The sequence below is a fragment of the Magnetospirillum fulvum genome, assembly GCF_900108475.1.
GTDB classification, from domain to species: domain Bacteria; phylum Pseudomonadota; class Alphaproteobacteria; order Rhodospirillales; family Magnetospirillaceae; genus Phaeospirillum; species Phaeospirillum fulvum_A.
In genome coordinates, this window is sequence record NZ_FNWO01000001.1 from 53,256 (window position 1) to 68,242 (window position 14,987).

Here is a 14,987-nt window from a genome sequence, read left to right on the forward strand (position 1 = left end):
CGAATTCTGGCCTGTCCGATCCGGATCAAAGGCGGCGTCAGTCGACCACCACCCGGGCATCGGTCTGGCCACTGGCGACAACGGCGTCAAGCATCCGGTCGGCGTCCTCGACATTGGCGATCGGCCCGAGACGGACCCGATAGACGGTACGGCCCTGCACTGTCGCCTGTTGAATCTGCGACTTGCCGACTGAAGACAGCCGCGCCGACAGGCGCAACGCATTGTCGTGGCGGCCAAACGAGCCGGCCTGAACATAAAGACTGGTCGGCTGGACCGGAACGGTGTTGACGATCTGATTGGTGAGATCGGCCTCGGCGGCGGCGACCTCACGCCGCGACGACGGAGTGGCCGCGACGGGTTGATCGGCACCAGGACGTGCCACGACGCCGGGCGGCGGGGGCAAGGTCTCGGCAATCACCGATCCGCGGGGAGCCGCCGAGGCGACCTTCGGCTCGGTTCCGGTCGAATCCGGCTTTAGCTTTCCGGCCAGAACCCGGCTTTCCTCGTTTAAGACCTCGACCCGCACTTTTGCGGTGCCCTTGCCCTCCATCCCGAGCAATTGGGCCGATTTGCGCGACAGATCAATGATGCGGCCATTGACGAAGGGGCCACGATCGTTGATGCGCAGAATGATCGAGCGCCCGTTTTCCAGGTTGGTTACCCGGGCAATACAGGGAAGCTGAAGGGTCTTATGCGCGGCAGAGACGGCGTTCTGATCGAACACTTCGCCATTGGCCGTCAGCTTGGCATGGAAGTCGGGACCGTACCACGAGGCGATGCCGGTTTCGTCGTAATCGAAATCCTCCTGCGGGTAGTACCACACCCCGGCGACCTGATAGGGCTTGCCGACCTTGTAATTCTGCACCGCCGAGGACGAAACCGCAGGCGGCTCGCCCGACGACAAGGCCGATTTCGCGGCATGGCCGAACAAATTCGTCTCGGCGCAGCCGCCAAGCGAAAGGCCCGCCGCGATCAGCAGGGCGAGTGTCGAGGCCTGCCGCGCGTTCCACATCATCTGGTCATTCCCCACGGGCATCCACTCAAGAGTTCCGAATCTTAACGGTCGCCGATCCGGTCCGCAAGATGACCGGCGGCCAAAGCGAAAAAGGTCGAGCGATTCCATTTCATGATCGTTCTGAAATTATCATAGACCAGAAACGGCGCTCCCTTACCCTGTTCGGCCCGGATCAACGAGGCGCGGATATCGCGCTGCGGCAACGGCGTGCCGTCAGCGGAGCGGATTCCCAGCCGCGACCATTCGGCCAGGGTTCGGGTCTTGTCCAATCCGGCCAATTCCATCGACAAACCTTGCGGGATCTGGATCGCCCGCCCCCAGGTCTGGTCGTCCTTCCATCCTTCAGACGACAGGTAATTGGCGGCGGAGGCCAGGGCATCGGCCCGGTTGCGCCAGATGTCGCGGCGGCCGTCGCCGTCCCAATCGACCGCGAATTTGACGAAGGTCGTCGGCATGAACTGGCACTGCCCCATCGCGCCGGCCCACGAGCCGACCATCGCGGCAGGCGTGATGTGGCCCTGATCGAGAATCCTGAGCGCCTGCATCAATTCGCCGCGGAAATAAGCCGAGCGGCGACCGTCATAGGCCAGGGTCGCCAGCGAGGACACCACCGACATGCCCCCGGTATTGCGGCCAAATCCGGTTTCGATTCCCCACAGCGCGACGACGAAGCGGGGCTGCACCCCGTAACGGCGCTCGATCGCGGCCAACAGATCGCGGTTTTCCTCCAGCTTGCGCTTTCCTTCGGCGACACGGGCCGGGGTGACGATCCGGTCGAGATAGGTCTCGAAGCTGAGCGAGAATTCCGGCTGTTTGCGGTCCAGTTCGATCACCCGGTCGATATGGACGACCCCGCTAAGCGCCGCATCAAGCGTCGCCGGTTTCACCCCTTCGGCCAGGGCATCAGCCCGGACCTCGGCAAGAAAAGCGGAGAAATTGTCGGCGCGGCGGGGCGAAGCCGCTTCGGAAGGGTTCGGAGGCTGCGGCGAGAGAGTCGCCACCGCTGCTTTGTTCTCATCGGTCGCCGCCTGGCTGTCGGTTGCGCCGACACAGCCGGGCAAAGCCAGTAACCCGAGGGACATCGCGATCGCCAGCCAAGATTTCGATGGTCCCGCCATCGCGACACCCCAAGATGTGGTCAAATGCGCTCTTCCTTTTGCCACGAATCCGGGTCCAATCGCAATGGCGGCCATCCCCTTTTGTCGAAAGCGGTCAGTGCCGTTCGATGTTGGCGGCGAGAACCCGCTCCATCTCGGCCATCCCGGCGGGCGGATCCACCCGTCCCCCGGCCACCCGTACCCCAGCCCCCAGTGCATGGAGAGTCCGCGACAGGTTGTGGGTCCGGCTCTGTTCGCCCATCTGACCGATCCGCAGAATATTGAGGCCAAAAGCCCCAGAGATTTCAACCCGGTACATCTCGGACATGATGTGGCGGATCCGGTCGGCGGAGACCCCGTCGGGAACGCTGATCCCCACCACGGAATTCAACCGCGCCTCGGCCGGGATCAGAAGCTCCAGCCCCATCGCCTCGATCCCCGCTTGCAACGCGGCGGAACAGACGGCGTGACGGCGGAAACGGGCCGGCAGGGTTTCGTCGCAGATCAGCCGCAACGCCTCGTGCAGCGCAAGAACGCCGGAAACCGGGGCGGTGTAGTGATAGGATTTCTGGTTCCAGAACTTGTCGGCAAGACGGGCGTCGAGGCACCAATGCGCCATCGGGGCATTGCGCTGCTCGATCCGGCTCCAGGCATCGTCGGAAAAGGCAATCAGCGAGACGCCGGGAATCGACGACAGCCCCTTCTGCCCACCGGTGATGACGGCATCGACGCTCCAATCGTCCATTTCCATCGGCATCGTCGACAGGGTACAGACGGTATCGACGACGTTGAGGCAGCCATACGCCTTGCCCAGCCGACAGATTTCGGCCAGATCGCGGTTCCACACCGTGTTCGAGGTCTCGCCCTGCACCACCGTCAGCACCGAGAACCCGCCGGTCTTCAGGATTTTCTCGACCGCTTCGGGGCTGACCGATTGCTTGTCGGGAACATCGAGAATCGTCACGTCGCCGCCGACCCGGGTCGCCATCTCGGCGAGGCGAGCGCTGAACAGACCGTTGCGGATGCTCAAAACCTGCGTCCCCGGTTCGACCAGATTGCAGATCGCCATCTCCATCGCCGCCGAAGCCGGTCCGGACACGCCCAGGACATGTCCGGAATTGGTCTGGAAGACATAGCGGGACATCACCTTGACCTGCTCGACCACCTGACTCATGGTCTCGCCCAGATGATTGATCACCACCGAATTGGCGCTGGCGACCTTGTGCGGGATCGGCACCGGACCGGCACCCATCATCAGCAGAGGTTCGTCAGGCAGGATATTGTCGAGCGGGATCACACTGGGGGGCTTGGGGTATTTCATCTCATGTCCTGGGGTTGAATGACGTTCGGCTGAACTTCACTAAGATTACGCCCGGGCCAGTTCAGCCAATTTGGCGATAACGGATCGCAAGCCTTTGACCCGCTTGGCCGGGTCGTCCCAGTCACGCAGGAAGACCAGCTTGTGGTCTGGACGTATTTTACAGGATCCGGCGGCACGGCTGACATATTGGACCAGCCCGGCGGGATTGGCGAAGAGGTTCCCCCGCAGGGTCACCACTGCGCCCTTTGGCCCGGAATCGACTTTTTCGATTCCGGCCTGCTTGCACAAAGCTTTGATTGCAACGACTTCGAGCAGATTTTCCACCTCGGGCGGCAACTTGCCGAAGCGGTCGATCAGTTCGGCGGCCAGGGCGTCGAGGTCGCCCTGTTCGTCCAACTGGCCAATCCGGCGATAGAGCGAGAGGCGAACCGACAAATCGGCGACATAGGTTTCCGGGATCAGCACCGGGCTGCCCAGGGTGATCTGCGGCGACCATTCCTCAGCGGCATCGCTGGCCAGACCGCCCTTCGCCGCCGCCACCGCCTCTTCCAGCATCTGTTGGTACAGCTCAATACCGACCTCGCGGATATGGCCGGATTGCTCGTCGCCCAGCAGATTGCCCGCGCCGCGGATATCGAGATCGTGGCTGGCCAACTGGAATCCCGCCCCCAGCGAATCCAGCGTCTGCATCACCTGCAACCGCTTCTCCGCCGCCTTCGACAGCACCTTGTCGTTGGGCAGGGTGAAATAGGCATAGCCGCGCACCTTTCCCCGCCCGACCCGACCGCGCAATTGATAAAGCTGGCCAAGGCCGAACATGTCGGCGCGATGGATAATCAACGTATTGACGCTGGGCATGTCGAGACCGGATTCGACGATGTTGGTCGAAAGGAGAACGTCATACTGCCGATCACCGAAGGCGACCATCACTTCTTCCAGTTCGGACGGCGACAGGCGGCCATGCGCGACGGCGGTCTTGACTTCGGGCACCAGTTTCGCCAGCCGGTCGGCAACATGGTCGATATCGGCCAGACGCGGGCAGACATAGAACACCTGTCCGCCGCGATAGCGTTCGCGCATGATCGCTTCGCGCAGCACCACCGGATCATAGGGGAGGATGAAGGTCCGCACCGCCAGCCGATCGACCGGCGGGGTCGCGATCACGCTCATTTCCTTCACCCCCGACAACGCCAGTTGCAGGGTGCGCGGGATCGGCGTCGCGCTCAGGGTCAGGACGTGAACATCGGCTTTGAGCTGTTTCAGCCGTTCCTTATGGGCGACGCCGAAATGCTGCTCTTCGTCGACGATCAGCAGCCCCAGCCGCTTGAACCCGATCGACTTCGCCAGCAAGGCATGGGTGCCGACGACGATATCGACGGTGCCCTGGGCCAGCCCCGCCTTGGTCTCGGACGCCTGCTTGGCGGTGACCAGCCGGGACAATTGCTCGATCCGCACCGGCAGCCCCTGGAAGCGCTCGCGGAACGTGCGGTAATGCTGACGGGCCAGCAGGGTGGTCGGCACCACCACCGCCACCTGCAAACCCTGAAGCGCGGCAACGAAGGCGGCCCTAAGCGCCACCTCGGTCTTACCGAAACCGACATCGCCGCAGATCAAGCGATCCATCGGGCGTCCCGAGCCCATGTCGGCGACGGTTTCCTCGATCGCCCGCAACTGGTCTTCGGTCTCGACCCAGGGGAAGCGGGCACAGAACTCGTCGTACAGCCCTTCGGCCGGAACCAGACTCTCGCTCTGGCGCAACTGACGCAGCGCGGCAACCTGGATCAATTGGTCGGCGATATCGCGAATCCGCTTCTTCAGCCGGGCCTTGCGCGCCTGCCAGGCTGTACCGCCCAGCTTGTCGAGCGCCACCCCGCTCTGATCCGAGCCGAAGCGGGTCAGCACCTCGATATTTTCGACCGGGACGAACAGCTTGTCGCCGCCATCATAGATCACCCGCAGGCAATCGTGCGGGGCTCCGGCGACCTGGAGCGCGACCAGACCGTCGTACCGGCCGATGCCATGCTCGACATGGACGACCAGATCGCCTTCGGACAGCGCCGACGCCTCGGCAATGAACTGGGCACCCTTTTTCTTTTTGCGCGCCGGACGGGCGAGACGGTCGCCCAGGATGTCCTGTTCGGTAATCAGCGCCAGATCGGGGGTGACGAAGCCGTGATCGAGCCCCAGCACCAAGGCGGCGACCCGCTTCGGTCCCAACGCAAGCGCTTCGGCCCAGCTTTCGACGGACTCGATCCCCTTTAAGCCGCGATCTTTCAGCACCGCGCCGAGGCGGTCGCGCGAGCCATGGGTCCAGGCGGCGATGACCACCCGGCGTCCGCCCTTGATTTCAGCCTCGATCCGCTCGCGCACCCCATCGTAGAGATTGGTGCCGGGACGGGTCCGGATTTCGCCGAAATCGAGCCCGATCCGTCCCTTCATGTCGATTGCGGCGCTGGACTCGGTCTCGACCGAATCGAACGGCGACAGCAACAGCACCGGGCGCGCCGCCAAGTGCCGGGTCCATTCCTCGGTTTCGAGATAAAGCAGAGGCGGCGGCAGCGGGTGATAGACCATCCCGGATTCGATCTGCCCCGACCCGTCGATGGTCCGGCGGGCATCGTAATATTCCAGTACCAGTTCTTGGCGCGCTGCCAGGGCTTGGTCGGTCTGGGGATCGAGCAGTGCCACCGCGTCGGGCAGATAGGCGAACAGGGTATCGAGTCCGTCGTGGAACAACGGTAGCCAATGTTCCATCCCGGTGAATTTGACCCCGGCCGAGATGCTCTCGTAGAGCGGGTCGGCCCCCTGCACCACCCCGAACAATTCGCGATAGCCAGCGCGGAAGCGGGCGATCGAGCCTTCGTCCAGCGTCACCTCGCTGACCGGGCGACAGACGAAACCATCGACCGGGCCGGTGGTACGCTGGCTCATCGGATCGAAAGCGCGGACCGCCTCGATCTCGTCGCCAAAGAAATCGAGCCGCAGCGGCTCGGGCGATCCCGGCGGGAACAGATCGACGATCCCGCCGCGCACGGCGTACTCGCCCGCTTCCATCACGGTGTCGGAGCGGACATAACCGGTATGTTCCAGAAACGAGATCAGCTTGCCGAGCGGCACCCGGGCCCCGGCCCGAGCGGTCAGGCTGGCGCGGGAGAGCGATTCGCGTGGCGGCACCCGCTGCGCCAGGGCGGCGACATTGGTCAGGACCACCACGCCCGGCGCACCGGCCGAGCGTTCGGCCAGCCGGGCCAGGGTATCAACTCGCCGGGCCACCACATCGACATGGGGCGACACCCGGTCATAGGGCACGCAATCCCAGGCGGGGAAATCAAGGATCGTCAGATCGGGCGCGAAGAAGGCCAGCGCCTCGACCATCCGCGCCAACCGCCCATCGTCGCGGGCGACGAACAGGAAATCGCGGAGGGGATGGGCGCGGGCCAGTTCCGCCAGAGCCAGGGCATCGCTGCCCTCGGGCGTTCCCGCCAGGGTAATTCGGCCCGGTTGCGACAGGAAAGAGTCCGGCAGGGTCAAGGGATCGACGCTTCGGTCTGAACGAATTCGCGAATCATCGCCATCACATCGTGATCGAACGCGTCGGGGACCGGGCTTTTCCCGGTGACCCAATCGAACAGATCGCTGTCGGTTTGGCCCAGCAGATGCTCGAAGCGGTCAAGCTGGTCCGGGGTAAAGCTGGACAGACGGCGCGCGGCGAAGCGGCCGAAGAGAATGTCGTTCTCGTTCGAGCCCATGTGATGGGCGCGGAACAAAAGGCGCTTAAATCGTGACTGGCTGGGTTCGGACATCGTGTTCCGGCATTGCGTCGGGATCAGAGCCGGTTAGGATAGAACCCTTCTTCGCCGCTGTCAGCCGTCCGATGCGCCCTCAATGTCTGTTTCCGCTGTTCGCCCCGATCACCGCGTTGCCGGGAGTGGGTCCACGTCTTGCCCCTCTGTATGAAAAGCTGGTGGGGGCCAAGGTCGTCGATCTGCTGTGGCATCTGCCGTCCTCGGTGGTTGACCGCCGCTTTTCGCCCCACCTGATCGACGCCCCGCCCGGTCAGGTGGCGACGGTGACGGTCCGGGTCGAGGCTCATTTCCCCGGCGATGGGCCAAGGCGGCCCTATCGCGTCCGCGTCGCCGACGAGACCGGCTTTGCCCATCTGGTATTCTTCCATGGACGCGAGGATTGGCTGCGCCGCCAATTGCCCGAGGGCGAGATCCGGGTCGTCAGCGGACTGGTCGAACATTTCAACAACGAAATCAATTTCCCCCATCCCGACCATATCGTTCTCCCCGAGCGCAAAGCCGAGGTGATGGTGGTCGAGCCGGTCTATCCCCTCACCGCCGGACTGACCCAGCGCCCGCTGGCCAAGGCGGCGGCGGCGGCGCTGGCCCGCGCTCCCGATCTGCCGGAATGGCAAGACCCGGCTTGGCTGGCGCGGCAGACCTGGCCGTCGTGGCGGGCGGCACTGCTGGCGGTCCATCGCCCCGACGATGCCGGAGCCTTGAACCCGGATGGTCCGGCCCGCCGCCGCCTTGCCTACGACGAATTGCTGGCGACCCAACTGGCCCTGGCACTGGTCCGCGCCAATCTGCGGCGGCAAAAAGGGCGCTCACTGGCCGCCCCCGCCGGAGCCTTGCGGTCTAAGGTGCTGGCGGCCCTGCCCTTTCGCCTGACCGGGGCGCAGGACCGGTCTTTGTCCGAAATCGATGCCGACATGGCAGAGCCGCTGCGGATGCTGCGGCTGCTTCAAGGCGATGTCGGCAGCGGTAAGACGGTGGTGGCCCTGCTGGCGATGCTGACCGCAATCGAGGCGGGTACCCAGGCGGCGCTGATGGCTCCGACCGAAATCCTCGCCCGCCAGCATTTCGCCACCCTGGCTCCGCTGGCCGAAGCCGCCGGAATTCACCTCGCCCTGCTGACCGGCCGCGATAAGGGCAAAGCGCGGGAGAAGCTGCTGGCGGCGCTGGCGACCGGCGAAATCGACCTGCTGATCGGCACCCACGCTTTGTTCCAGGACGACGTCGCCTTCCGCGACCTTGGGCTGGCGGTGATCGACGAGCAACACCGCTTCGGGGTTCATCAGCGTCTCGATCTGGCGGCGAAGGGCTTCGCCGTCGATATGCTGGTGATGACCGCGACTCCGATCCCGCGCACCCTGCTGCTCAGCGCCTATGGCGACATGGATGCCTCGCGTCTGGACGAGAAACCGCCGGGGCGTCAACCGATTGACACGCGGGTGGTTCCGCTGGCCCGGCTTGACGAGATGGTGACGGCGGTCGGCCGCGCCGTCGCCGGTGGTGCGCGGGTCTATTGGGTCTGCCCGCTGGTCGAGGAATCCGAACAGCTTGACCTCGCCGCCGCCGAGGAGCGCCACCACACCCTGACCGAACGGTTTGGCGACCGGGTCGGGTTGGTCCACGGACGGATGAAGGGGCCGGCCCGCGATGCGGTGATGGAGCGTTTTGCCGCCGGAGAGATCGATATCCTGGTCGCCACCACCGTGATAGAGGTCGGCGTCAACGTCCCCGAAGCAACGGTGATGGTGGTCGAGCACGCCGAGCGCTTTGGCCTCGCCCAGTTGCACCAATTGCGCGGACGGGTCGGACGCGGCAGCGGGCGCTCGAGTTGCCTGCTGCTCTACGGCCACCCCTTGGGCGAGGTCGCCAAGGCCCGGCTGGAAATCCTGCGCGCCACCGAGGACGGGTTCGTCATCGCCGAAGAAGATTTGCGCCTCCGTGGCGGCGGAGAAATCCTCGGCACCCGCCAAAGCGGTCTGCCCGAATTCCATCTCGCCGACCTCGACCGCCATGGCGACCTGCTCGAGATCGCCCGCGACGATGCCCGCCTGATCCTCGATCGCGATCCCGAATTGACCGGCAAACGCAGCGAGGCGCTGCGGGTTCTGCTCTATCTGTTCGAACGCGACGCCGCGATCCGGACGTTGCGGTCGGGATAGGTGTGAGGAAAGATCGCAGGGCTTTGCCCTGCACCCACCAAGGGCAAACGCCCTTGGAACCCGATCCTGATCCGATCCGGGTCAAGGGGCCGGTGGCCCCTTGCGGGCGCGGGCAGAGCCCGCTTCTTCGGACTTACGCCTAAATTTCCTCGACCTCGGCGATCCCGGCGATCGAGCGCAGCGACAGCATGAAGGCCGGGGTAATCGCGATCGTCGATTTCAGGCCCATTTCGACCTCGCGCCCGTCGATCCGTGCGACGATGGCGACACGATTGCGGCCGCGTCCCACGCCGTCGATCAGGTCGCGTAGCGCCGGAATTGCGGCATCGTCTTCGAGGAAGACGCGGATTCCGGCGGCGGCCTTGGCCGCTTCCTGATCGAGCGAGTCAATACGCTGACAGGTCATCCGCAATTGCTCTTCCTCGAGCTTGGCATCGACCTCCAGCAGCAAGGCGCCGCCCGCTTCCAGCAAGTCGCGGGCGGCGGCCAGCGTCTCGGAAAAGCAGGTGACCTCGAACAGGCCCGAGGAATCCGAGAATTGCAGGAAGGCATAGCGCGACCCCTTGGCCGAGACCCGCTCCTGCTTTGACAGCAGCGATCCGGCCAACCGCACCCGCCCCTTGCCCCCGGCCATCAGGTGACGCGGCAATTCGGCGACCTTCAGGACGTTGAGACGCTTCAGACTCTTAGCGAACGCGTCAAGCGGATGGGCGGAGAGATAAAACCCGACCGACTCGAACTCCATGTTGAGCTTCTCGTGCGGCGACCAGTCGGGACCGGCCTCCAGCTTCAGCGTCGGCTGATCGGTTCCCCCCAACAGGCTCATCTGGCTGCTGGCGCGGTCCTCGGCGGCTTGGGCGGCAGTGCGGACCAGGGTGTCGGCATTGCGGAACAGCCGCCCCCTGTTGCGGTCGATCGAATCGAACACGCCTGCTTTGATCAGGTTTTCCAATTGGCGGCGATTGATCAGGCGGGCGTCCATCCGGGCGACGAAGTCGGGTAGATCGCGGAACCGCTGGCCGCGATCGCGCTCGTCGATCAGCGCCTTCATCGCTCCTTCGCCGACATTTTTCAGCGCGGCCAGGGCATAGCGCACCGCCGAACGGCCATCGGCGACCCGCTCGACCGCGAAATCGGCGCGCGAGGCATTGATATCGGGCGGCAACAGCGGAATGTTCAGCCGATCCAGTTCCTGGCGCAGTCCGTTCAGCTTGTCGGTGTTGTTCATGTCATAGGTCATCGTCGCGGCCATGAACTCGGCCGGATAATTGGCCTTCAACCACGCGGTCTGATACGCGATCAGGGCATAGGCGGCAGCGTGCGATTTGTTAAAGCCGTATTCGGCGAACTTCGCGACCTTGTCGAAGATCATCGAGGCCTGGGCGCCATCGACTCCCCGGGCCACCGCGCCATCGACGAATTGCTTGCGCTGGGCCTCCATCTCCTCGCGGATTTTCTTACCCATCGCCCGGCGCAACAGATCGGCGCCGCCAAGCGAATAGCCCGACAGAACCTGGGCGATCTGCATCACCTGTTCCTGATAGACCATGATCCCGAAGGTCTCGGTCAGAATCGGCTCGAGCAGCGGATGCATGTAATCGGGCATCTCGCTGCCATGCTTACAGGCGATGTAGCGCGGAATCTGGTCCATCGGGCCGGGGCGGTACAGCGCCACCACCGCGATCAGATCCTCCAGACGGTTCGGTCCCATCTTGCGCAGCACGTCGCGCATCCCCGAACTTTCCAACTGGAACACACCGGCGGTATCACCCCGGGTCAGCATCTCGTAAGTGCGGGTATCGTCCAGAGGAATCGCCGACAGATCGACCTCGATCCCACTGGTATTCTTGATATGTCGGACGGCGGTCTGCATCACCGACAGGGTTTTGAGGCCCAGGAAGTCGAACTTGACCAGACCGGCGGATTCCACCCACTTCATGTTGAACTGGGTCACCGGCATGTCCGAGCGCGGATCGCGATAGAGCGGAACCAACTCGTCTAGATGGCGATCGCCGATCACGACACCCGCGGCATGGGTCGAGGCGTGGCGGTACAGCCCTTCCAGTTTCATCGCCAGATCAAGGAGTTGCCCGACGGTCTCGTCACGCTCCTTCATCTCTTTCAGGAGCGGCTCGCTTTCCAGCGCCTGTTCCAGGGTGACCGGGTTGGCCGGATTGTTGGGCACCAGCTTGCACAGGCGATCGACCTGTCCATAGGGCATCTGCAACACCCGGCCGACGTCGCGCAGCACGGCGCGGGCCTGGAGCTTACCGAAGGTGATGATCTGGGCGACCTGGGCGTAGCCGTAACGCTCCTGGACATAGCGGATCGTCTCTTCGCGGCGGTCCTGACAGAAATCAATGTCGAAGTCAGGCATCGAGACGCGTTCGGGGTTCAAGAACCGCTCGAACAGCAGGCCCCAGCGCAGCGGATCGAGATCGGTGATGGTCAAAGCCCAGGCCACCACCGAACCGGCACCGGAACCACGGCCCGGCCCGACCGGAATCCCATGCCCCTTCGACCATTGGATGAAGTCGGAAACGATCAGGAAGTAACCGGGGAAGCCCATCTGATTGATGATCCCCAGCTCATATTCGGTCCGCTCGCGATAGGGCCGGGCGATCTCGGCGCGTTCCTCGTCGGTCATGCCGGGGCGGAAGACATGCTTCCACATCCGCTTTTCCAGACCGTCCAAGGTCATCTTGCGCAGCACTTCCGGCTCGGTCAGACCGTCCATATGGAAGGGCGGCAGGATCGGCTTGCGCTTGGTCACCATGAAGGCGCAGCGGCGCGCCACCGCCAGGGTGTTGTCGATCGCCTCGGGGAGATCCTGGAACAGCTCCCGCATCTCGGCAGGCGACTTGAAATAATGCTCCGGGGTCAGGCGGCGGCGGTGATCCTCGGCGACATAGGTGCCGTCAGCGATGCAGATCAGGGCATCGTGAGCCCGATACATGCCGCGATCGACGAAATAAGGCTCGTTGGTGGCGACCAGGGGCAGATCAAGACGATAGGCCAGATCGATCAGGGTCGGCTCGATCCGGTCCTCGACCTCCAGACCATGGCGCATCAGCTCGACATAGAGCCGACCGGAAAAGGCTTGGGACAGCCGGGTCAGCAGGGCCTCGGCCTTATCGCCCTGCCCTTCGGACAGCAACCGCCCGACCGGCCCGGCCGGACCACCGGTCAGGCAAATCAGCCCACCCGAGCGCTCTTCCAGGTCATCAACCGCAACCTGGGGAACCTCGCCCCCCTCGGTCTCCAGGAACGCTTTCGAAACGAGTTTCAGCAGGTTGAGATAGCCTGCCTCGTTCTGGCACAACAGCACCAGCGGATCGGGGTCAGGCCGCCGCCCGTCGCGGGTCGGCGCGCCGTCCTCGCGGCGGATCGCCAATTGCACCCCGACGATCGGCTGGATTCCGGCATCGGCGCAATAGGTCGAGAATTCCAACGCACCGAACAGATTGCCGGTATCGGTGATCGCCACCGCCGGCATCGCCATCTTCTCGCACGCCTTGACCAATTGCTTGATCTTGATCGCGCCTTCGGACAGCGAAAAGGCGGTGTGAACGCGAAGATGGACGAAATCGGCACAGGCGGCCAAGGGCGTATCTCCGCTCGGAAAAGATGGAATCGGGATGGGAGCGACCGGCTCCTATCCCGCGACCAGCACGCCGTCCTTGAGCGTTACCACCCGGTCCATCCGTTGGGCCAGATCGGGATTGTGGGTCGCGATCAAGGCCGCGACCCCGGTTCCGCGCACCAGGGCGATCAGTTCGGCAAAGACGGATTCGGCGGTATGGGGATCGAGATTGCCGGTCGGTTCGTCGGCCAGCAGAACCCTGGGCCCGTTGGCAAGGGCACGGCAGATCGCCACCCGCTGCTGCTCGCCGCCGGATAATTGGCCGGGGCGATGATCGGCGCGGTTGGCCAGCCCCATCCGGTCGAGCAGGTCCATCGCCCGCACCCGCGCCTGCCCCTTGGCGATCCCGGCGATCATCTGCGGCAGGATCACGTTCTCGGCGGCAGAAAATTCCGGCAGCAGGTGATGGAATTGATAGACGAAACCGAGATGAAGCCGACGCAGACGGGTCCGCTCGGCCTCGCTCTGATCCCCGGCGGAAATCCCGGCCAGGAACACCTCGCCCTGATCGGGGCGCTCCAACAATCCGGCGATATGCAGCAGGGTCGACTTCCCCGCCCCCGACGGACCGACCAGAGCAACGATCTCGCCGCTTTGGATCGCGAGATCGGCCCCGCACAGAACGTCGAGGACGTCTTTGCCCTGGCTAAAGCGGCGGCGGATGCCAGACAGCCGCAATCCTTCGGTCTGCTGGGCCTTACTCATAGCGCAACGCCTCCACCGGATCGAGCCGCGCTGCCCGCCAGGACGGATAGATCGTCGCGGCAAAAGACAGCCCGAGTGCCATCAGCACCACCGTCACCACCTCGCCGGTTTCGACGCGGGCGGGCAGTTGGGTCAGGAAATAGATTTCGGCGGCGAACAATTCGCGGCCGATGATCGATTGGATGAACTGGCGGATCGCCTCGATATGGGTGGCGAACCACACGCCGAGCGCGGTGCCGAACACGGTTCCGGCCACCCCGACCGAAGCTCCCGACAGGAAGAAGATCCGCATGATCATTCCCCGCGTCGCCCCCATCGTCCGCAAGATCGCGATGTCGCGCCCCTTATCCTTCACCAGCATGATCAGGCTGGAGATGATGTTGAAGGCGGCGACCAGGATAATCAGGGTCAGGATCAGGAACATCACATTGCGTTCGACCTGGACCGCGTTGAAGAAATTGGCGTTGGCCTGCTGCCAGTCATAGATCCGGGCCGAGCCGCCGGTCAGCTCGGTCAGTTCGCGCCGGGTGGTCGGCACCCGGTCGGGATCGTCGAGGAACACTTCGATCTGGGTCACCGCACCGGGGAGGCGGAAGAAGGTCTGCGCCGCGGGCAACGGCATGAAAACGAAGCCGGAATCGTATTCGAACATCCCGACATTGAAGGTTCCCGCGACCCGGTAGCCCCGCATCCGGGGCACGGTGCCAAAGGCGGTGGCGCTACCCTTGGGCGAAATCAACGTCACGGTATCGCCGATCGCCACGCCCAGCTTTTCCGCCAGACGATAGCCGAGCACGACCGAATCCTCGCCATTGAATTCGGATGGTGCGCCGCGCCAGTTGCGGGAGAAAATCTGGCGGGCCAGCAAATCCTCGGGCCGGACGCCGCGCACAATCGCGCCCGTGCCGCCCCCGCCGGGCGACGAGGCGAACACCTGCCCCTCGACGGTGGGGATCACCATTGTTACGCCGGTCAGTGCCCGAATTCGATCCGTCAGCGAATCGAATTCGGACAAGGGGGCCGAGGCCCCATAAACCCCGATATGGCCGTTGATGCCCAGGATACGGCCCAGCAATTCATGGCGAAAGCCGTTCATCACCGCCATCACCACGATCAAGGTGGCGACGCCCAATCCGATTCCCGCCAGCGAAAAACCGGCAATGACCGAAATGAAGCCTTCCTTGCGCCGGGCCCGGAGGTAGCGAAACGCCACCATCCGCTCGAACGAACCAAAGATCATCGGGGTC

The 14,987-nt window shown here is 64.1% G+C and carries 9 protein-coding genes; 1 reads left to right on the forward strand and 8 read right to left on the reverse strand.

Going from position 1 to position 14,987, the window contains the following annotated elements:
* Window positions 1-37 precede the first annotated feature (37 nt).
* The 5 genes from BLW40_RS00265 to BLW40_RS00285 form a co-directional block, all read right to left on the reverse strand.
* Window positions 38-1,036, reverse strand: a complete 999-nt coding sequence (locus BLW40_RS00265) for a septal ring lytic transglycosylase RlpA family protein (protein ID WP_083386549.1) — start codon at window positions 1,034-1,036, stop codon at window positions 38-40.
* 20 nt (window positions 1,037-1,056) lie between these two features.
* Window positions 1,057-2,097 carry a lytic murein transglycosylase gene (locus BLW40_RS00270; protein WP_244511004.1) on the reverse strand — a complete coding sequence of 347 codons (1,041 nt, stop codon included), beginning with the start codon at window positions 2,095-2,097 and terminating at the stop codon, window positions 1,057-1,059.
* A gap of 130 nt (window positions 2,098-2,227) precedes the next feature.
* Window positions 2,228-3,433 (reverse strand): pyridoxal-phosphate-dependent aminotransferase family protein, encoded by a 1,206-nt coding sequence (locus BLW40_RS00275; protein ID WP_074764399.1) that lies wholly within the window; start codon window positions 3,431-3,433, stop codon window positions 2,228-2,230.
* Between the two features lie 45 nt (window positions 3,434-3,478).
* On the reverse strand, window positions 3,479-6,964 hold the full coding sequence (gene mfd, locus BLW40_RS00280) for a transcription-repair coupling factor (RefSeq protein ID WP_074764401.1): 3,486 nt from the start codon (window positions 6,962-6,964) through the stop codon (window positions 3,479-3,481).
* Window positions 6,961-7,236 (reverse strand): FAD assembly factor SdhE, encoded by a 276-nt coding sequence (locus BLW40_RS00285; protein ID WP_074764403.1) that lies wholly within the window; start codon window positions 7,234-7,236, stop codon window positions 6,961-6,963. The genes mfd and BLW40_RS00285 overlap by 4 nt, the downstream gene beginning before the upstream one ends.
* Before the next feature lie 71 nt (window positions 7,237-7,307).
* On the opposite strand from BLW40_RS00285, the gene recG reads away from it, so the two are divergent.
* Window positions 7,308-9,392: an ATP-dependent DNA helicase RecG gene (recG, locus tag BLW40_RS00290; RefSeq protein WP_074764405.1), complete on the forward strand. Its 2,085-nt coding sequence runs from the start codon at window positions 7,308-7,310 to the stop codon at window positions 9,390-9,392.
* Window positions 9,393-9,531: 139 nt separating this feature from the next.
* On the opposite strand, the gene dnaE is transcribed toward recG, so the two are convergent.
* From dnaE to BLW40_RS00305, 3 genes are read right to left on the reverse strand one after another with little or no spacing between them, the layout of a single operon-like run.
* Window positions 9,532-12,996 (reverse strand): DNA polymerase III subunit alpha, encoded by a 3,465-nt coding sequence (gene dnaE, locus BLW40_RS00295; RefSeq protein ID WP_074764407.1) that lies wholly within the window; start codon window positions 12,994-12,996, stop codon window positions 9,532-9,534.
* A 51-nt stretch (window positions 12,997-13,047) separates the two neighbouring features.
* Window positions 13,048-13,740, reverse strand: a complete 693-nt coding sequence (locus BLW40_RS00300; RefSeq protein ID WP_074764409.1) for an ABC transporter ATP-binding protein — start codon at window positions 13,738-13,740, stop codon at window positions 13,048-13,050.
* Window positions 13,733-14,980, reverse strand: coding sequence for a lipoprotein-releasing ABC transporter permease subunit (locus BLW40_RS00305; protein ID WP_074764411.1), 1,248 nt, complete (start codon window positions 14,978-14,980; stop codon window positions 13,733-13,735). The genes BLW40_RS00300 and BLW40_RS00305 overlap by 8 nt, the downstream gene beginning before the upstream one ends.
* Window positions 14,981-14,987 lie beyond the last annotated feature (7 nt).